General features: G+C 42.1%; 18 protein-coding genes. 10 read left to right on the top strand and 8 right to left on the bottom strand.

Going from position 1 to position 19,470, the window contains the following annotated elements:
• The first annotated feature begins 150 nt into the window (after positions 1–150).
• The 3 genes from H6G14_RS18240 (at position 151) to H6G14_RS18230 (ending at position 3,748) form a co-directional block, all read left to right on the top strand.
• Complete coding sequence (locus H6G14_RS18240) at positions 151–510, top strand: VOC family protein (RefSeq protein WP_190568784.1); 360 nt, start codon at positions 151–153, stop codon at positions 508–510.
• A gap of 28 nt (positions 511–538) precedes the next feature.
• Positions 539–1,831, top strand: a complete 1,293-nt coding sequence (locus H6G14_RS18235; RefSeq protein WP_190568747.1) for a recombinase family protein — start codon at positions 539–541, stop codon at positions 1,829–1,831.
• 297 nt (positions 1,832–2,128) lie between these two features.
• A complete protein-coding gene (locus tag H6G14_RS18230; protein WP_190568746.1) occupies positions 2,129–3,748 on the top strand; it encodes an ArnT family glycosyltransferase in 1,620 nt (539 codons plus the stop codon).
• Positions 3,749–3,865: 117 nt separating this feature from the next.
• On the opposite strand, the gene H6G14_RS18225 is transcribed toward H6G14_RS18230, so the two are convergent.
• The gene (locus H6G14_RS18225; protein ID WP_190568745.1) at positions 3,866–4,231 is read right to left on the bottom strand and encodes a hypothetical protein; all 366 of its coding nucleotides are present in this window, start codon (positions 4,229–4,231) and stop codon (positions 3,866–3,868) included.
• A gap of 745 nt (positions 4,232–4,976) precedes the next feature.
• Here H6G14_RS18225 and H6G14_RS18220 point away from each other — a divergent pair.
• On the top strand, positions 4,977–6,890 hold the full coding sequence (locus H6G14_RS18220) for a chloride channel protein (RefSeq protein WP_190568744.1): 1,914 nt from the start codon (positions 4,977–4,979) through the stop codon (positions 6,888–6,890).
• A 21-nt stretch (positions 6,891–6,911) separates the two neighbouring features.
• Here H6G14_RS18220 and H6G14_RS18215 read toward each other — a convergent pair whose 3' ends face one another.
• A complete protein-coding gene (locus tag H6G14_RS18215; protein WP_010996238.1) occupies positions 6,912–7,325 on the bottom strand; it encodes an AbrB family transcriptional regulator in 414 nt (137 codons plus the stop codon).
• Positions 7,326–7,701: 376 nt separating this feature from the next.
• On the opposite strand from H6G14_RS18215, the gene H6G14_RS18210 reads away from it, so the two are divergent.
• The 4 genes from H6G14_RS18210 to H6G14_RS18195 all read left to right on the top strand — a co-directional run bounded on the left by H6G14_RS18210 (position 7,702) and on the right by H6G14_RS18195 (position 10,118).
• Positions 7,702–8,145: an Rrf2 family transcriptional regulator gene (locus H6G14_RS18210; RefSeq protein WP_010996239.1), complete on the top strand. Its 444-nt coding sequence runs from the start codon at positions 7,702–7,704 to the stop codon at positions 8,143–8,145.
• 36 nt (positions 8,146–8,181) lie between these two features.
• Complete coding sequence (cbiB, locus tag H6G14_RS18205; RefSeq protein ID WP_190568743.1) at positions 8,182–9,144, top strand: adenosylcobinamide-phosphate synthase CbiB; 963 nt, start codon at positions 8,182–8,184, stop codon at positions 9,142–9,144.
• Between the two features lie 220 nt (positions 9,145–9,364).
• Positions 9,365–9,907, top strand: a complete 543-nt coding sequence (pyrR, locus tag H6G14_RS18200) for a bifunctional pyr operon transcriptional regulator/uracil phosphoribosyltransferase PyrR (protein ID WP_011319864.1) — start codon at positions 9,365–9,367, stop codon at positions 9,905–9,907.
• Between the two features lie 73 nt (positions 9,908–9,980).
• Positions 9,981–10,118: a hypothetical protein gene (locus H6G14_RS18195; protein WP_190568742.1), complete on the top strand. Its 138-nt coding sequence runs from the start codon at positions 9,981–9,983 to the stop codon at positions 10,116–10,118.
• Here H6G14_RS18195 and H6G14_RS18190 read toward each other — a convergent pair.
• The 3 genes from H6G14_RS18190 to H6G14_RS18180 form a co-directional block, all read right to left on the bottom strand.
• Positions 10,099–11,067, bottom strand: coding sequence for a PrsW family glutamic-type intramembrane protease (locus tag H6G14_RS18190; protein ID WP_190568741.1), 969 nt, complete (start codon positions 11,065–11,067; stop codon positions 10,099–10,101). The two genes, H6G14_RS18195 and H6G14_RS18190, sit on opposite strands and share 20 nt — an antisense overlap.
• Positions 11,060–11,977 (bottom strand): class I SAM-dependent methyltransferase, encoded by a 918-nt coding sequence (locus H6G14_RS18185; RefSeq protein ID WP_190568740.1) that lies wholly within the window; start codon positions 11,975–11,977, stop codon positions 11,060–11,062. The genes H6G14_RS18190 and H6G14_RS18185 overlap by 8 nt, the downstream gene beginning before the upstream one ends.
• Positions 11,978–12,115: 138 nt before the next feature.
• Complete coding sequence (locus H6G14_RS18180; protein ID WP_190568739.1) at positions 12,116–13,810, bottom strand: DUF3352 domain-containing protein; 1,695 nt, start codon at positions 13,808–13,810, stop codon at positions 12,116–12,118.
• A gap of 625 nt (positions 13,811–14,435) precedes the next feature.
• Here H6G14_RS18180 and H6G14_RS18175 point away from each other — a divergent pair.
• The gene (locus H6G14_RS18175; RefSeq protein ID WP_010996245.1) at positions 14,436–14,747 is read left to right on the top strand and encodes an RNA recognition motif domain-containing protein; all 312 of its coding nucleotides are present in this window, start codon (positions 14,436–14,438) and stop codon (positions 14,745–14,747) included.
• A 91-nt stretch (positions 14,748–14,838) separates the two neighbouring features.
• Here H6G14_RS18175 and H6G14_RS18170 read toward each other — a convergent pair whose 3' ends face one another.
• Together H6G14_RS18170 and H6G14_RS18165 are read right to left on the bottom strand one after the other, a co-directional pair.
• Complete coding sequence (locus H6G14_RS18170) at positions 14,839–15,708, bottom strand: polyphosphate kinase 2 family protein (RefSeq protein ID WP_190568738.1); 870 nt, start codon at positions 15,706–15,708, stop codon at positions 14,839–14,841.
• 72 nt (positions 15,709–15,780) lie between these two features.
• Positions 15,781–16,287, bottom strand: a complete 507-nt coding sequence (locus H6G14_RS18165; RefSeq protein WP_190568737.1) for a hypothetical protein — start codon at positions 16,285–16,287, stop codon at positions 15,781–15,783.
• A gap of 235 nt (positions 16,288–16,522) precedes the next feature.
• On the opposite strand from H6G14_RS18165, the gene H6G14_RS18160 reads away from it, so the two are divergent.
• A complete protein-coding gene (locus H6G14_RS18160) occupies positions 16,523–18,307 on the top strand; it encodes a DUF1565 domain-containing protein (protein WP_190568736.1) in 1,785 nt (594 codons plus the stop codon).
• A 103-nt stretch (positions 18,308–18,410) separates the two neighbouring features.
• Here H6G14_RS18160 and nadC read toward each other — a convergent pair whose 3' ends face one another.
• Entirely contained in the window at positions 18,411–19,274 is an 864-nt protein-coding gene (gene nadC, locus H6G14_RS18155; RefSeq protein WP_190568735.1) for a carboxylating nicotinate-nucleotide diphosphorylase, read from the bottom strand.
• Between the last annotated feature and the right edge of the window lie 196 nt (positions 19,275–19,470).

Below are 19,470 nucleotides of genomic sequence, written 5' to 3'. Positions count from 1 at the left end.
TTGGGGAAAAAAGTCAAAAGTAAAAAGGTAAAAGGTAAAAGATTTTTTTTCGACTTTTGCCTTGGATTGGGGATTGGGTAATTGTCTGTAGGATAGAAGATGAAAAGCCATTACTTACGATGGACAGAACGCCATCACTCATTACCAACAATGCAGATTACCCAAGGTCTTCATACAGCCATTCTCGTGACTGACTTAGAACGCTCGGAACAGTTCTATAGTCAAGTGTTGGGATTGTCCAAAATTGACCGCTCATTAAAATATCCGGGTACATGGTATCAAGTCGGCAACTATCAAATTCATTTAATCGTTGCGTCAGATGTACCCACCGACAACCCCAACGAAAAATGGGGACGTAATCCCCATATTGCTTTTTCTGTCGCTGACTTAGAAGCAGCCAAGCAAGAGTTAATTAACAAAAACTATCCCATTCAACCAAGCGCCTCTGGTCGTCCCGCCCTTTTCACCCAAGACCCAGATGGGAATATTATCGAATTGAGTCAGCAGTAACAGTTAACGGTCAACTGACAACTAACTAATGAAAATTATCGCCTACACCTACACCGATCCTCTCTTAGAAACTTCTCCTGTGCAGATTAATTGGGAGTGGGAAGTGGAACGGGTGTATGCGGATTTAGGACAGCGCTCAGAATGGCAACAATTATTGACTGATTGTCAAGCTGAATCTTGTGATTATTTAATTGTGCGGCGTTTGGAGGAATTAGGGGATAATTTAGAGGAGGTAAGCGATCGCCTCAATCAGTTAGAGGCCATGAGTATAGGTATCATCGCTATAGAACAAGCCTATAACTCAGAAACTTCTCATCTGCGGGCTGATTTGCTGAGATTGTTACAGGAAATTCAACGTCAACATCGCAGTCGTCGTATTCGTCAAGGACACGCTCGTAATCGTCTGGATGCTGCACCACCTCCTGGTAAAGCACCCTATGGTTATCGCAGAGGTAAAGATAAATATATTATCGACCGCAGTACCTCCCCAGTCGTGAAGGATTTTTTTGATAACTTTTTACTATATAGTTCTCTGCGTGGTGCAGTCCGTTACTTAGCTAAAAAATACGGTAAGAAAATCTCTGTCACCACTGGTAAGCGTTGGTTAACTAATCCTGTTTATCGTGGGGACACCGCTTATCAAAATCGGGAAATTATCTCTGATACCCATATTCCCATCATTTCTAGAGACGAAGCTGCCCAAGTTGACCGACTTCTACGCCGCAATAGCCGTTTACCTTCCCGCAGTGCTAGCGCGCCCCGTTCTCTAGCTGGGTTGGTTGTTTGTCAACAGTGTCAGTCGCACATGACAGTTACCCGTGTCACCCAACGTCATCAAGATAAAGAGTATCTCTATTTACGTCCCATCAAGTGTCCCCAAAGCCCCAAGTGTCGGGCTATTGCTTACCAAGAGATTTTGGAACAGACAATTGCCAAGGTTTGCAGTGAATTACCTTTGGCAGTAGCAGGGATGAATTTTCCCCAACTGGATACTGTTAAGAATAGTTTAAAAGCAGCGATCGCTCATCAACAAAATATCCTGCAACAGTTACCTAATCTAGTGGAAACCGATATTTTAGACCCAGAAACAGCCAAGTTAAGAACTTACAAACTCCGTACAGAAATTTCCACACTACAAGCAAAATTAGCCACCCTTCCTCCGGTAAATTTGCTATCTGTTGCTCAGGCAGTTTCTATACCTCAATTTTGGTTAGACTTATCAGAATCCGAGCGCAGATTTTACTTGCGAGAATTTATCCGACAAATTGAAATTATTCGTCAAAACCAACACTGGGATTTACAAGTCATGTTTATTTTTTAGTCAGTCAACCGCCAACTATCAACAGTCAATACTCAAGAGTTTTACTCCCCTCTTCCCTAACTCTAGTCACCATTTTTACCAAAAGTTTGTATCATTTTAAAATGACAGAAATTATTAAATAAATTAAAGCAAAATTTAGGGAAATTTCCCAAAAAAATTATCGCTGCTCAGAGAAAATTGAGCTAACCTGGGAATTTAGTATTTATTCAGTAAACAAGTTGTTACTGGGTGGCACATTAGAGATTCACTTTGATCTCTATGTAATCAAACCAACAAGTAAAATGATTATCATAGAATATGCAGGAAGGAAGCTTTATTTGGGGTCATCTGGAAAGACAGCACCGTGCAGTTGATAAATGGATTGATCGCTTATGGCTAGTAGTGTTGTTAATTGCAGCATTACTATTGTTCAGCGTTAACTTGGGAGGATTACCCCTGCAAGATTGGGATGAGGGAACTATAGCCCAAATCGCTAGGGAAATAACACAAGAATCGGCCAATTCCCTACGTTGGCTATATCCCACCCTGAGAGGGCAACCTTATCATGATACACCGCCTTTCATGCACATACTAATTGCAGGGGCTTACTATTTAGGAGGTGTAAATGAATGGACGACACGTTTACCAGGGGCAATTTTGACCGCCTTATCAGTACCATTACTATATTGTCTTAGTAGAGAAATATTCCGTCAACGCTGGGCAGCGATTTATAGTGCCTTAATCTACTTAACGATGTTACCTGTAGTCCGTTATGGGCGCTTGGCGATGTTAGAAGGGGCGGTGGTGAGTTTCTTGTTGGTGATGATGCTGTGCGTGTTGCGATCGCGTCGAGATTTACGTTACTGTCTCGGCATAGGTTTAAGTTTAGGATTAATTTGTCTCACCCAAGGACTATCCGGCTTTTTATTAGGTGCAGTCGTCCTAGTGTTTTTGTTTTGGGATACACCAAGACTACTTACCAGTTATTATTTATGGATAGCGATCGCTATGGGACTTTTGCCTGTAGCTGGTTGGTATGGCGCTCAAGTACTACACTACGGCAATGATTTTGTCCAGAATGGCTTACTTCTTCCATCCCTACAACAAGCTGGTATAGTTGATCACAAGAATACTAAACCATCTTGGTTTTACATGGTTGAACTCCTCAAATGGACTTGGCCTTGGCTAATCTTCTTACCACAAACAACCAAGTTACTTTGGGAAAATCGCAATCTTAGCTGGGCAAGACTCATACTTGTATGGAGCATAGTTTATTTACTACTCATTTCTCTTGTGAGTGTGAAACTTGCTTGGTACATATTCCCCATTTACCCCAGCCTAGCCTTAGCTTTTGGCGCACAGTTAGCAGAAATAGAAAACTTACCTTTACTATCATCCTATCCCCGCGCTTGGGTGGCTGGTTTGTCAATCTTAGCCGTAGTAGCTTCAGCTGCTAGCATTCACTTTAGTTGGGGAATAGCTGCAAAAACTGACTTACAGCTAATTTTTGCCGCAGTCGCTTTGACGATGATTATGTCAGCTATTCTAGCAGAACGAGGGGACGGACAATTTCTCAAAATATTGTTTTGGGGTAGTTATATTTCCCTGCTGCTGTTGATGAAATCTAACTATTGGGTTTGGGAATTATGGCAAGCTTATCCTGTAAAACCTGTAGCGGCGATGATAGAGAAAGTAACTCCAGCTGCAAAAAAGATTTATACATCTTTTCCCTATCATCGCCCATCATTGGATTTTTATAGCGATCGCCATATTATTCCCGCCTCTGCCGAAGAACTAAAACATCATTGGCACTACGACAGACAACCATATCTACTCATCAGTTCATCAGATTTCCAACGTCTGCAATTAGACTCCGTGCAGATACTAGACAAAACGGAAAGTTGGCAACTAGTAACCAAAGAAACTAATCGGTTGTAAAAAAGTGCAGAGTGATTTTAGGGTTAGCGGGGCATTGAGCAACCTACTGAGTTAGGAGAAGGATATCATTAATTCTTATTTCTCCCTGCTCTCTGCCCCCCTTCCTCTTAAAAGTCCCTACTTAACTTCCTCGGTTCCTGGCAGTAATTGCTGATTGTAATTCGTCTCTTGTTGAGTGATAGTCATCATCCCCAAGAAAATAGCACTTCCCACCGCCAAAGCTACCAAAGGACGCTTAAAAAGGATAAAATCTCTTATAATTCTGGATATAGGACTACTTTGACGACGTAAAGCGGAACAGATCATGATCTGGTTGAGCGTAAAGGGGTCACGAACATAATGGCCGCTTTGACAGACCACCACTCTTTCCTGACAGTGCGGACAAGTAAATAAACCTATATAACTTTTGATTGGTTTTGCCTTAGTGTATCTTTGGCAAATTGGGCAAGTAACGTAATGATTATCAAAGGTGTGTGTATTCATCTACCTCGTCCGCTAGTCCATTTACTCGCTATATTAAGAATACCCATATTAAGTTCCCCAGCAATACTTAGTAGACACGCCAGTGTAGTATAAAAGTATCCTTTAACCACTCACACGGTTGTATTTCTACTAAGGACGACTTAATGGTTGCAACACGAGTATAGCTAGATTTAAGGAAATATGTCTCTTGTTTTTTGCTGATTTGTCACTCGTTTACTCAGTGCGTACATATCATACTCTTGCGTTTAAGAAAGAGGATTACCGTCGGGAAAATAGGTGTCAGGATAAATCCCATAGAAGCCAGGAGAGAGAGAATAAGAAGGATAAATGTCCAACGTCTATCATCATTCCGTCCTTAGGTTCTCTATCAAATGACCGTCTAGCTTGGAAAAGTTGTGTGGGTCAAACGGGGCTTAAGCCCATACTGAGTCCTATTAACGGTAGCGAAGCATTTAGTTCCTACTAAGTAAGAATCTCTAAACCTGTAACCCCTTTTTCGTCCTTGATTTGTGTACGCACTACATAACAGCTACTTACACTTTGTAATTTGCCATTGTTACTTTCTGATCCATCTTTTCTCATTTAACCATTATCTCCAGAAAAATTTGGTTTAGCAAAATTTTTTTTAGCTACAGATTGTAAATTTGGTTTACTAAATTTACTTGTCTGGTTGATAAATAATGACTGACAATAAGAAATAGCAAATAAAAATTTACATTTTTTCTTACATTTACCTCGCCTTTCAATGACTCTACTGCCTCCCACTGAGCTGAGGAAGGTAACAGAACCATCTGCTTTTCCTACACCTTCCGCCCAAGTCACACATCTCATTAACCGATTTCAACTTTCCCCAGAAACTATCGTGTTGTTTTTAGCCGTACTCATCGGCGGTGGCACTGGTATGGGGGTGGTGACTTTTCACTATTTGATTGAGCTGATTCACCACCTGATGCTAGAAAATCTGATGGGTGCAATAGGTGTTTGGGGCGCTTGGACATTAGCTCTTGTCCCCATTTTAGGAGGGCTAATAGTTGGATTAATGCGCTGGCGCACACAAGACTTTGGCCCTGGACTGTCCTCACTCATTGCCGCTTCTGAGGGTGGCGAAATCAAAGGACAATTGCGTCCTGTGACGAAAATGTTAGCGGCTGCGGTTTCTTTGGGGAGTGGTGCTTCTTTGGGGCCAGAGGGGCCAAGTGTGGAAATTGGCGCTAATTTCGGAATGCTGTTGTCCTTAATATTACAAGTCTCGCAAGAACGCCAGCGTTTACTTTTAGGTGCTGGTGCGGCAGCTGGCTTGGCGGCGGGATTTAATGCACCAATCGCTGGGGTATTTTTTGCCTTAGAAGTAGTCATGGGGGCAACATCTTTTGCCACTTCCGCCGTGAGTGTAGTACTGTTGGCGGCGGTAGTAGCGGCTTTAATTGCACAAATTGGTTTAGGGGCGCAACCTGCTTTTGCTTTACCAGTTTACCAAGTCCGCAGCCCTTTAGAATTGCCCCTTTATCTGGGTTTGGGGTTGGGTGCTAGTTTGGTTTCTGTAGCTTATAAACAATCAATTAATTGGGGAAAAGCTTGTTTTGCCGGTTCGATTCCTGGGTTTCAATTTTTAGGGAAAATTCCTCAGCCAATTCACCCCATCATTGGGGGTTTCATTATTGGCATAGTAGCTTTAAAGTTCCCACAAATTTTGGGCATCGGTTATGGCACCGTACAAGCGATGCTGCAAGATGTCAAATTTTCTCTAGATTTGTTATTGATATTGTTGGTTTTAAAGTTGCTGATGACAGCCATTAGTGCGGGTAGTGGTTTTGTTGGCGGTTTGTTCGCGCCGGCAATGTTTTTAGGTGCTTCACTGGGTTCAGCTTATGCAAAGATTCTCACCCTTATAGCGCCAGGAATCGGCGAATATATGGCAGCACCTCCGGCTTACGCAATGGTGGGTATGGCTGCCGTCTTAGCTGGAAGTGTGAGAGCGCCATTAACCTCAATTTTAATGTTATTTGAACTTACCCGCGATTACCGAATTGTTTTACCTTTAATGGCGGCTGTGGGCTTAAGTGTATGGCTAGTGGAAAGAATTAAACCCAATACTAATTCTCATACTAATTTACAGCAAATTGGTCTTTCAATTCCGAAAGACCAAAAAGTAGAAATTTTGCAGCAAATTTTAGTAGAGGATGCTATGCTTGCTTGCCCAAAAAAGCTACCTGCGACTTTGGGTATTTTAGAAGCTGCTAGAGAAATGGTAAGCGATCGCACACGCAGTGCTTTAGTTATTGATGACGCAGAACAACTAGTTGGGATTATCTCCCTAGAAGACCTCAACCGTACCCTTTCTCTATGGCAAAATTACCAGAATTCTGCAAGTGAAATCCAAAGTAATTTCACCAATCAAAGCATCATCGATATCTGTACAAAAGAGATCCTCTATGCTTGGCGTGATGAACCTTTGTCTGAGGCTTTAGACCGCATGGAGGTTAGAGGTTTGCATCAGTTACCTGTGGTGGCACGAGACAATCATGACCATATTCTAGGGTTGCTAGATAGGGAGCAAATTGCATTAACGTGTAACTTGGCAGTCACACGCCAGACACTTTACCGTTTGGTCAGTAGTCATCAGTCATTGGTCAGTGGAAAAATAACAACTGACAACTGACAACTGACAACTAACTATTAATTATGCTGTAGCTTCTGCGATTTCCAGGATTTCTCTTTCTTCGCCATCTACTTGTCTAAGACGGATGTGCTTTTTCCCTAAAGTGATGACAAACTCATCTCCTGGCTTGAGGTTCATCTGTTTTGTATAAGCTGAACCAATCAACAAGTTACCATTTGATTGCACACTAATTCTATAACTAGCACTCCGTCCACCACGTCCGTTGGCATTAGGAGCGCTGTCTAACTGAATGCCTTCTGCATCAATTAGGGCGTTTAAGAATTTCATCATATTGACACGCTCTATACCATTTTTGGTAACGGTATAGTAGCCACACTGTTTAGCTTTTTCTTCTTTGCTAAGGTTCTCTAGCTCTTTGACTTTTTTGAGCAGTTCTTCACCGACTAGGGGTTCTATTTTTTTCTGTTTAGGCATCAACTTAGGTCAAAAATCAGGGGTTTAAGTAGTTGAATCGATTTTATTTTAGCTGACGTTGAGCTAATAGGAACAATATCCTTTAGTTTTTATCTCAGCCTAGCCAAGTATATTACACTCATAAGCAAAATTGTTGCACAATTACCAATATTTGCAAGACAATTTAATTTTGATAATCGAGATAACTATATATAGTTAATCAATCACTGCTAAACTATATTTATTTAAGTTTTCTAAAGTGGAGTAAAAAGTTGTCTCCTTAGTCGGCTTGATTGTTAAGGAGAAAAATGATAAGTAAAACTGATCCTTAGTCATTGGTCATTAGTCATTGGTCATGAAAAAACAACTGACAACTGACAATTGACAACTAAAGAAAATGAAACTAACAACCAAAGGACACTATAGTGTAAAGGCTTTGCTGGACTTAAGTTTGCAACCTAGCTATGGCCCTGCATCTGTGAAAGCGATCGCTAAACGTCAAGATATCCCAGCTCCATACCTGGAAAAATTACTAATAGAAATGCGTCGTGCTGGCTTAGTCAAATCAATTCGAGGTAGCATTGGTGGCTATCAACTAGCACGAGAACCAGCAAAAATATCCATAGGACAAATTTTAGAGGCTGTCGATGAAACTATCACTAATTTACCCCGCCATACTCCGACCCCAGCACAAACAGAAGATTGGGTAACATTTAGCCTTTGGCAAAGACTCAACCAAAAACTAAAAGAGGCTTTATACAGTATTACTTTGGCAGATTTGTATTACGATGCCCGTAGCTGGCAAGCTTCTCTGGGAGAAGAAGCAAATTTTGTGGTTTAACAATCGTCAGTTGTCGGTTGACATTTGTTTTCCTTCATGACTAATAACATCTATGTCTTAATCATTGCCGTAATTTTAGATTATTTAATAGGTGATCCTTGGGGTTGGCCTCATCCGGTGCAAGTTATGGGATGGGTAATTTCGTGGTTGAGCAAAATTTTTCTCCAACTGTGTCAAAAATCTCTAACACAACGCCTAGCTGGGATTATTCTCGCAATAATTTTGATTGTTGGTAGCGGTGGGGTTGGTTGGTTAATAATGCAAATGACGAGATGGCTAAATCCTATTTTGGCGATCGCGCTAGAAAGTATTATGTTAGCTAGTTGTTTTGCTTTAAAAAGTCTAGCCAAAGCAGCTATTGATGTTTTACAACCTTTAAAAGTAGGGGATTTAACACTAGCTCGGCGGACTTTAAGTAATTATGTTGGTCGAGATACAGACAACCTACCAGAATCAGAAATCCTCCGAGCAGTTTTAGAAACAGTTACAGAGAATGCGACAGATGGGGTGATGGCTCCATTGTTTTACGCTATTGTTGGTATCTGCATTCCCCATGTGGGGCCAGTTCCTCTGGCTTTGGCATATAAAGCCAGCAGCACCCTCGATTCGATGGTGGGTTACAAAGAAGCACCATATACATATTTAGGATGGTTCAGCGCGCGACTAGAAGATTACTTAACTTGGGTACCTTGTCGCTTGACAGTGATAACTTTAGGATTATTATCAGGGAAGGCTGGGGATGTGTGGCGAATTTGTCGCCGTGATGCAATTAATGATCCTAGTCCCAACTCAGGTTGGAGCGAATGCGCCTATGCAGCCATTTTGGGTGTACAGATGGGGGGAACAAATTGGTATCGTGGAATAGCCAAGCAAAAACCACTCTTAGGAGATCCCACTTCTCCCATCAACCCGCAACACATTCAAACAGCTTTGCAACTAACTAGATATAGCTTTTTGCTCTGGCTAGGTGTGGCGATCGCTATACTCCTGATACGCTAAAGGTATGCGGGAGGAGAAGTAGGGGAAGCAAAAGGAAAACTTGCTCAAACATTTTCCGCTACCTCAACTCCTAGTACCAATTTGAAAAAAGAATGCGACAGATATAAAGCCCCAAACGCTTGTTCTGCCTTGATTCTTGATTTTGAATTTTGAATTTTGAATTTTGAATTGGTATAACTTCCCCCACTCCCTATTAACTCATTCCCAGGGGTATCGTTCTATGGCTACGCCTGTCAAAGTGGTTGAAATTCTTTCCGCCGAAGACCTCCGCCGTACTTTAACGCGATTGGCATCTCAAATTGTTGAAAGAACACGGGATTTATCTCAATTAGTCCTACTAGGTATTTACACTAGGGGCGTGCCACTAGCGGAACTACTAGCACGTCAAATTGAAACCCTAGAAGGTATTAATGTCGGTGTAGGAGCTTTAGACATTACCTTCTATCGGGACGACCTTGACCAAATTGGTTTACGAACGCCAGCTAAAACCAGCATTACGCTTGACTTGACCGGAAAAACAGTCGTTTTGGTAGATGATGTCATCTTTAAAGGAAGGACAATTCGTGCAGCGTTAAATGCCGTTAACGAGTACGGTAGACCGGAAGTAATTCGTCTAGCAGTGTTGGTTGACAGGGGTCATAGGGAAGTCCCCATCCATCCAGATTTTGTTGGTAAGCAGTTACCCACAGCGAAAGAAGAAGTGGTCAAAGTTTATTTACAAGATTGGGACGGCAGAGATGCGGTGGAGTTAGTTGGTTATTAAAGGTAAAAAATAATCCACGAATTGCCAGGTAGTCTACTTTACTTTTTTCTGCCATTTATCTGGAGTTAGACTCATGGGTAGTAGTTGTGTTTTATGGCTGTTGCCAGTACAACCTAGACACAACAAAACTTTTCACCCAATCCCCAATCCCCAGTCCCCAGCTATACCATCACCAATTACCGCAGATATTATTAGAAATGGCGATCGCTAGATCCATGTCTTAAGTATAAATAAATTAACCAAGCCAGGATTCCGAAAGCTAAATTAGTTAAAAACCGGCTCATAATCAGCCAAAAAAAATCGGGTGAAAAAACCTGTGCTGGACTCAAGGGACTAATCACTCTAGCTAAAAGAAACAGCCCGAAAATGGCATTACCTCCCAGCATAAGGGCAAATAGTACTAAACCCCTTTGCCAGTAACGATGGAGGGAAGTATGACCAGATATTAAATTCAGGGGACGCTGGGATGTAACTTTTCGTAGCAATTGTTCCATACGCCAAAACATCCACACCAATAACGGAAAGAAACCATAGCTGAGGAAACGTAGAGGTGGTGAATAACGCCAAGCACTAGAAAGTACATTGACGAGAGCATGAAAAATTACCGAGTTAATCCCCGCTCGTACTAACAGATTTTTGTGGTGATTTAATCGCTCAGTTGCGTGAAGGTATTTCCCTAAGGCGTATCCCCAAGGAGCAGAAAACATGGCGTGTACTGGTGTGCCAATACTCCGCTCAAGGACGGTTGCTGTGCCATGATAAAGATAAATCCAGTTTTCTTCTGCGGTGAATCCTAACGCCGCCGCGATGGTAAAGAGAAAAATGCTACTAGATGTGAGGTGATAACGACGTTGAAAATAATAGTTGGCGACAACAACTGCTAATATCTTGCAACCTTCCTCAATCGGGCCGATCGCTATCAGTTGACGTAAAGCGATACCAAAAAGCGATCGCTGTATTCTTTGCCAGTTTAATACCCAATTGGCGACAGAATCAAACACATATTCCAAGCCCAAGGCCAGAAAACCAGATATTGCCCCTAACAGAAATAACCACAACAGCACAGATAAAGGCGGGGCATGGGGTACACGATAATAGTAGTACCCCAAAAATACTAATGGTGGAATCACCGCCCACAGCAACAGGAATAAATCAGTCACGCACTTGAGCAATAACTGTGCGATGACGAGGGCTATTTTTAGTGATTGTCGGAGTTTGGAAACCAGCCTCTACTAAAGTCTGCTCAATATCCAAAGCGAAATATTGATCCATATACGGTTCAGTGCTTTTGAGCAGTGTCAAAATGTAGGGCGGCATTTTCTTGTAAGCTTCTGCTTGCGGATTCATATCCATGATAGATATGTGACCACCAGGACGCAATATACGCCGCACCTCTGCGAAAATCTTTTGGGTTGCAAATTGAGGTAATTCGTGGCAAATCAAGAAAAGCGAAACTAAATCAAAAGCTTTATCTGGCAATCCTGTAGACTCGGCTGTAGCATGAATCCAATTGATTTGAGCCTGACTTTGTTGGGCGCGATATTTAGCTACAGCCAAAAAATAAGGAGACAAATCCAAACCTGTAACTTGAGCATGGGGATAAGTTTCTTGTAGGGTAAATGTACTTAAACCCACGCTACAACCCAAGTCGAGAATGTCTTGCGGTTGAGGAACTTGCACTTTGAGAATGTCGTGATAACTTTGGCGCAGTTTTGCATCACCGTCGGCTTTCCCATCCTGCCAAATTCTTGCATGGACAGTACGCGCCGCCACTTCCAGTTCAAAAGCTGCTTGCCAACTTAAATCCCCCTCATCATAGCCGTGAAATGAAGTCAGGTAGTAATCTGGGTAGGTGATTTGCGGATTTTGTACTTGAGCAAAATCTTCTGTCCAGTTACGGGCTTGTAATGTCTTGACTTCATTGATCCAAGGTACGCCAATTCTTTGGGCCCGTTTAATCATCATTTGCCTAGCTTGGTGCTTGGCGAGGTTGGCTAGAGGCTTAATGGCCAGTATGCCATTCACCAAGCGAGAAGCTATACCAGGAGCTTTGTTTATAGCAACAGTCATAAGTCAGTTTGCGTTGAACAGCCTTTTTTACTTATGACATACTTGCGGGATGCAAATCTACTCAACCAAGGTAAAACTTAAAAGTTGACATCACCGTAAGATACCCGACTTCTTAGAGAAGTCGGGTATCTTAAATCGCTACTTTGCTGTACTAGGTTTGAGGGCTAACAACATCTCCACTTGACTCAAGGATTTATCAGGGCTATTAGCAGTGATACCCAAACCACGAATAGAACTGAGAACCGCGTTAGCTTCTGGGGGGATAGGTTGCTGTGTTTGGGTGGCAAAACGATTGAATAAGGTCATCGTTCTGTCCATATCTAAATAGAAGTAGCCCCCGTTTGGCTTTTGTAAAGAACCTGCAATGGCTTTAAAACTGTCGCTGTTGTCTAGGGTTTGATTCTTGGCATTTGCCAAAGCTTCCGCAACAGGGCCGCCAACTGCTAAAAATACGGTATCTTGGTCTAACCAACCGTGGGCGAATAAAGCTCCTTGTTGGGGAATTTGCCATTCGGTAACGTCTTTACCACCAATATTTCTGGTAGTGATGTTGATTTGTTGAGTTTTGGCGAGAGTATCCAGCTTTGTCAAAGTGGCTTCTGCGGTTTTGCGATCGCTCGTATCAAATACCCACGCGCCACCAAAACCTATGCTAGCTAATACACCTTGGTTCGAGGGAATTGCACCAAAAGCAAATTCTTGATCCATCCAGCCAAAAATGTCTTTATCCAGGTCGAGATTAACTAGTTTGGTCTGTGCGCGTACTTGTTCGAGCGCTTGCTTAAATTCTGGATAATCTTTCGACTGTTCGACAACTGTTGACCACCCTTTACTAATTCCTTGTCCGCTAATGAGGGCAAAAGTCTCAGCCGGAAATTGACCTAATATTTTCGATTCAGAGTTTTCATATTGGAATTTATTCAGTTGGGGATCTAAATTAGCGATCGCCTTTAATCGTAAACCTGCATCATCCACTCCCACACCCGCAGCCATCGATTTTACTTGCTCCAGTTGTTTCAGTGTTTGGGGATTTACCTGATTTCCTTGGGGACTTGCGGCTATCAGTTGTCTCACCATCCCTGGATAATCAGGAATGAAAACTTGAGCCAGGGAATTTTTTACATCCACACCCTTGCTGAGAATACTATTAGCTCCCTCTTTAGCCGCAAAGGATGGTTGACCTTTATAGGTATCTATAGCTTGTTCTACAATTGGTTTTTCTGGAGAAAACACTAAGTAGCTATTATTCAAAACAGCACTATATGTTGGCGCTCCAGTCTCAGCCTGAGTTTGTGTAATTTTTTCACCTTTATAATCAGTTTCTTGGGATTTGACCCCTTTTTGTGATTTTAATTTATTAGCAAAATTTAACGCGCTCAGTTTATCTTTAATCCCAACTACCATTAAAATCTGTGGTTCCTGGCGTAGAGCGATCGGTGGATTTGCTCCAGGTGCAGGTGCATTAAATTGGGCAGGTTTGGCTGCATTGGGAGGTAACACAGCCACCATCACCCCGCCTACCCAAGGTTTGATATCTTTTTCGTAGGAAATACTGCCATCCTTCGACATTTCTTTATTAAAATCTTCCAACCCCTTAGCAACTAGCTTTTGTGCTTCAGGTGTGCCGAATTGTTGTAACTTTTCCCAGGCTTGTGGATCAGTAGTAATGTAGGTAGCCATTAATGCTGTTGACGGCACTAGTTTAGCGCTACCTAAAGCACCAGAACCATCCCCAGAAGGCCCTTTAAGATACATATAGGCAGCTACACTTCCCGCCACGACTACAGCCGCGCCAACAACAGGAATTAGAAGTTTTGATTTAGTTTCTGGCATTGTTTAATCCTCTTTCGCTTAAATTGTCACTAAGGGTACTGTAGACCTTCCGGAATTGTTCCCAATTCCTCAGCATTTTTTAGAATTTATGTGTAAAAATTAGCAATTTGCTAACAATAAGTAATTAAAGTGTCCAAAAAGTACTTCAAAAGTATCAAGCTTGAATCCGTAAATGATACAAAAAGAACCTAAGGAGGACAGAATAAGCTATTACGCTTTTAAATTACATAGTCACTTGTATGGTTTGTTGACTGTCAACCGTCAACCGTCAACAGCCAACACGAAAAAATATGCAGATTAAATGCCTGACAGCTTAACATTTTGGGCGTTGCTAAGTTACCCCGCAAATATACAACGGTAAAAAAGCAACTAAAGGCCGTTTATGAAGTTAAGATGAGATTAACAAGAAATAATCAGAGGTATTTAGGTATCGATTGCTTTTATAAACTTATGTAACGGTTTTTGTAACTCCCCCCCGATAGTTGGTTGCTGTGCCATACTAGAAAGTGAGAGTTAATTCGGCGACCGCGTTTGTTTTTAGTATTGACGGGCTTTTCCTTTTGGTATTTACAGACTTTTCTCCGAAACCTAAATCTCTACGTACCTATGATTTCGGAGACAATCTATGTCAGTTTATGTAGGCAATCTTTCTTACGACGTTACAGAAGATAGTTTGAATGCCGTTTTTGCAGAATATGGTTCTGTAAAGCGTGTTCAACTACCTACCGATCGTGAAACAGGCCGGATGCGCGGCTTTGGTTTTGTGGAAATGGGTTCAGATGCTGAAGAAACAGCAGCCATTGAAGCACTTGATGGTGCTGAGTGGATGGGACGTGACCTCAAAGTAAACAAGGCTAAACCAAAAGAAGATAGAGGTTCTTTTGGTGGTGGTAATCGTGGTGGTTATGGTGGCGGCGGCGGACGCAACCGTTACTAAGCTTGATTGATGTGATGCTTGAAGCTTAACACATTGATTCAGCACATTCATTGCACTTAATAATGGCTCAAGCATTTCTGCTTGAGCTTTTTTAAGTTTCTTGTTCTAAAATATACTTAGCTTTTAACAATTCTTGCTGATGTTCTTCACTAACTGTGGGATATTTAAGATTTAGTTGTTTTAACTTTGTACAAATAATATCAGCCACTACAAGACGTGTAAACCATTTGCGATCGGCTGGGACGATATACCAAGGGGCCCAGTCAGTACTCGTATGCTGAAAAACCTCTTCATAAGCCTGCATATAATCATCCCAGAAAGCTCTTTCTCGCACATCATTTACAGAAAACTTCCAATTCTTTTCTGGATATTTAATCCGTTCTAAAAACCGCCTTTTTTGCTCAGATTTGGAGACATTCAAAAAGAATTTCAGAATTATCACTCCATTATTAACTAAATATTTCTCGAAATTATTAATTTCCTCAAAACGCTGTTTCCATATCTGATTCCCTTTATGATTATGAGGAAGTTGTTGCTTTTTAAGAATTTCTGGATGTACCCGAACTACCAGTAATTCCTCATAATAAGAACGGTTGAATATGCCAATTCGTCCCCTTTCTGGTAGAGCTTTTGATGAGCGCCACAGATAATCATGATCTAATTCTTCATCACTAGGAGCCTTAAAACTAAACACCTGAAACCCCTGAGGATTTACACCAGACATTACGTGTTTAATCGTACTATCTTTACCAGCTGCATCCATTGCTTGAAAGATAATCAACACAGCATAAGTATTTTGAGCATAGAGAATATCTTGATACTGCGCTAATTGTTGAATATTTGCCTGTAATTTTTGGGCTGCTTCAGCTTTTTCGTGATATCCGTCTTGATATGCAGGATCATAATCCTTTCTTAGAGAAATTTTTGACCCTGGGGTAACAATAAAAGCATCCTGATTCATCTAAATCAAGTTAACAATCTAAATTATCTTTGTTATGTAATATCAAAGACAGCAATTACTCTGATACTTTTCTTATTTCTTAACTTTTGACTCTTCATGGTAAGGACGCATCGCTTCTCGACCTAGAAGAAACATTCCCGCTATACCCAAACTGACAAACCAAATGTATTGATACCAGTATTGCCGAATCTGCCCAACAGTATTTAGTTCCGGATGCAAAGTATTCAAATAAAGTACCAGTACTAGTACTATCAACGCACCAAAGCCCACAAAACTTAACCCGATAAAAATCCTGGCAGGTCGTAATTCAAAATCGCTAATTTCTTCTAAATCAATTTCTGCCAGTTCCTTTAAAGATTCCTCTGCAACTGTAGATGCTACTTGCAAACCATTACCCAGTTTTGGAGGTAATAGTGGAGCCAGGGTAGCAACAGTAGGGCGACGTAGTAAAGCCTCTGTACTGCACAAAATTTCTAATGGCTTACGAATTGTAGGCGATGGCGTTCCGCCCAGCGTAGCTGAACGCGCAAATTCTACATCATCAGGAGTTGGGGCGGTGGTTTTGTTTTCAAAATCCATATCACGCCAGACAAGTAACAGGATTATCAATAGCCTAACTAATTAACTAGGTTGAATGCAAATGTTTATTCCGTCCCTTATCTTATGGGAATATTCTCATGCGGCACTTAGTTTTATGAAGACTTTTCTGGAATATCTCAAGCTTATTTAGTAGTCATTGTTGCAAATTTTAGCGATCGCCACCTATTTCCAAGGTTAGCGCTAGGATGGCTATGTATTTTTAAACGGTATAAATATGGCGCAAACTTTTTACGTAAATCCAGCTACAGGCAATGATGCAAATCCTGGTAGCCAAACAGTTCCATTCAAGACGATTACCCAAGCCCTCAAGGTTGCCTCTCCTGATACAACTATTCAACTGGCAAACGGTAGTTACAATGCTGCAAGTGGTGAAGTTTTTCCTCTCACAATCCCCTCTAGCGTCAAAGTGGTAGGTAACGAAACCAGCAAAGGCAGCAATATTTTAATAGAAGGTAGTGGAAACTACCTCAGCCGTACTTTTGCGGGACAAAATGTCACTTTTGTACTTCTGAACAACGCCGAACTGCGAGGCGTAACTGTCACAAATCCGGCTAGTCGTGGCAGTGGTGCTTGGATAGAATCAACTACACCTACCGTTGCTAATTCCACCTTCATCAACTGCAAACGTGAGGGAGTATTTGCTACAGGTGATGCCAACCCAGTAATTATTGGTAATGTATTTACAGAGAATGCCGCTAATGGAATAGCGATCGCTAAAAACTCCAAAGGACAAATTCAGGGTAATGTCTGCTTTAAAACTGGCTTTGGCATCGCAGTCAGTGATACCGCATCACCCACACTGATAGATAACAAGATTTACGAGAATCGTTCAGGGATAGTTGTTTCTGGTACTGCTCGTCCCATATTACGTAATAATCTCATTGAAAATAATACTGATGATGGTTTGACAGTCATTGGTAATGCTCTACCAGATATAGGTAATACTAGTAATCCTGGAGGTAATACCCTACGCAATAACGCCAAATTTGATTTGCAAAACGCCAGCTCTAATAAGTTGATTTCTATAGGTAATCAAATAGACACAACTAAAGTCACAGGCAATGTAGAGTTCATAGTCAGTCAGCTTCCAACCCCAACACCAAACCCAACACCAGTCCCAACACCAACCCCAACACCAGTCCCGACACCAACCCCAACACCAACCCCAACACCAACACCGACACCAACACCAACACCAACACCAACACCGACACCAACACCAACACCGACACCAACACCGACACCAACACCAACCCCGACACCGACACCAACACCGACACCAACACCGACACCGACACCAACACCAACACCAACACCGACACCAACACCAACCCCGACACCGACACCAACACCGACACCAACACCGACACCACCCCCAACACCGACACCAACACCAACCCCAACACCCAAACCTATAAACTTAAAAGATATTGGTAATCATTGGGCAGCACCATTTATTCGGGAGTTAGTGCAACAAGGTATCGTGAGTGGTTTTCCTGATGGCACCTTTAAACCAGATGCGACAATGACGAGAGCGCAATATGCAGCCTTGTTAGTCAAAGCCTTCAACCCATCACCAAATCGGGCTGTAATTAGATTTAAAGATGTAGCAGATAACTTCTGGGCATTTAAAGTCATCCAGCAGGCCTATCAAGGTCTATTTCTTGCTGGTTTTCCTGATAACACCTTCCGTCCCAACGACAACATTCAACGAGTACAAGTGGTAGTCTCATTAGTAAATGGACTAGGACTTGGCTTATCTAATAACGTTGCAAATACCATCAAAGCATTTGATGATCAAGCTAAAATTCCTGACTATGCCAAAGACGAAGTAGCCAAAGCTATAGAAAAAGGCATAATTGTTAATTACCCAAACATCAAACAACTCAACCCCACCCGCGACGCTACACGCGCAGAGGTAGTGGCGATAGTTTATCAGGCTTTAGTGGATGGCGAGCGTGTAGCGGCGATTAACTCGCCTTATATCGTAAATGGTTAGTTTGTAAGTTGATTTCTAAGGTTGGGTTTCTCAGCTTGTTTTTATCTAGTCAGAATCCCAACCCTTTTTATTGAAATTGGAATTATGGCGATCGCCCCAGTAATTATTCAATCTTCATACTCAAGTCCAACCACTTTGACTGAGTAATCGGCGCACTACTAGAAATATAATCAACACCAGTCTCAGCCACAGCGCGAATAGTTTCCAAGGTTACATTCCCAGAAGCCTCAATTTTCACACCATTATCCTGCTGACGAATCAACTGCACCGCCTGACGCATCAAATCCACAGGCATATTGTCCAGCATAATAATGTCAGCTTTATATTCCAAAGCCTCTTTTACCTGCTCAATAGTTTCCGTCTCTACTTCTATGGTTAACGTATAAGGAATCTGAGCGCGGATACGGGTAATAGCTTTAGCAATTCCTCCAGCTGCCGCAATATGGTTGTCTTTAATCATCACCGCATCATCCAAACCCATCCGATGATTAGTCGCCCCACCCACAGCAGTCGCATACTTTTCTAAAAGTCTCAGTCCCGGTGTAGTTTTGCGCGTATCGACTAAGCGGGCAGGTAAATCTGCAATTTTTTCTACATATGTATTGGTTAGCGTTGCAATGCCACTCAATCCCATAGCCAAGTTAAGAGCCACCCGTTCCCCCATCAACAAAGCATCCAGCGAACCATGAATTTCAGCCACAACCTGTCCCGGTTCACAGAAAGCACCTTCATCAATAGTAGTTACAAAGCTAACTTTTTCATTTAAAAGCTGAAATACTCTTGCTGCAACTGGTAAGCCAGCTATTACCCCTGGTGCTTTCGCTATCCACTTCGCTGATCCTAGCGTAACATCTGCCGCTAACAGACCATTCGTAGTGCGATCGCCCCTACCAACATCCTCCAACAACCACCCACGCAATAACGGATCTAACACCAGCCAAGGCGGCAAAACACCAGCTTTACTCACGACTCTATTACTTCCCTAACAACTTTCAGGAATACTATAGCCTAAAACCCTCACCCCATAAGCTTTGTAGCGACAGCAAATAAAAGGCGAAAAAATTTTTGAGAAAGTAGTTGACAAGGCAGAGTAGGTTAGATATATTGGATAAGTGCCTGAGAGAGGGGCGCGACGAAGCGCCGCTCGGAGGGAGCCGAACCTT

Origin of the sequence: Nostoc parmelioides FACHB-3921 (assembly GCF_014696625.1) — a bacterium.
GTDB lineage: Bacteria > Cyanobacteriota > Cyanobacteriia > Cyanobacteriales > Nostocaceae > Trichormus > Trichormus parmelioides.
Note: the sequence above shows the minus strand (reverse complement) of the source record. Positions and strands in the feature narration are given on the sequence as shown.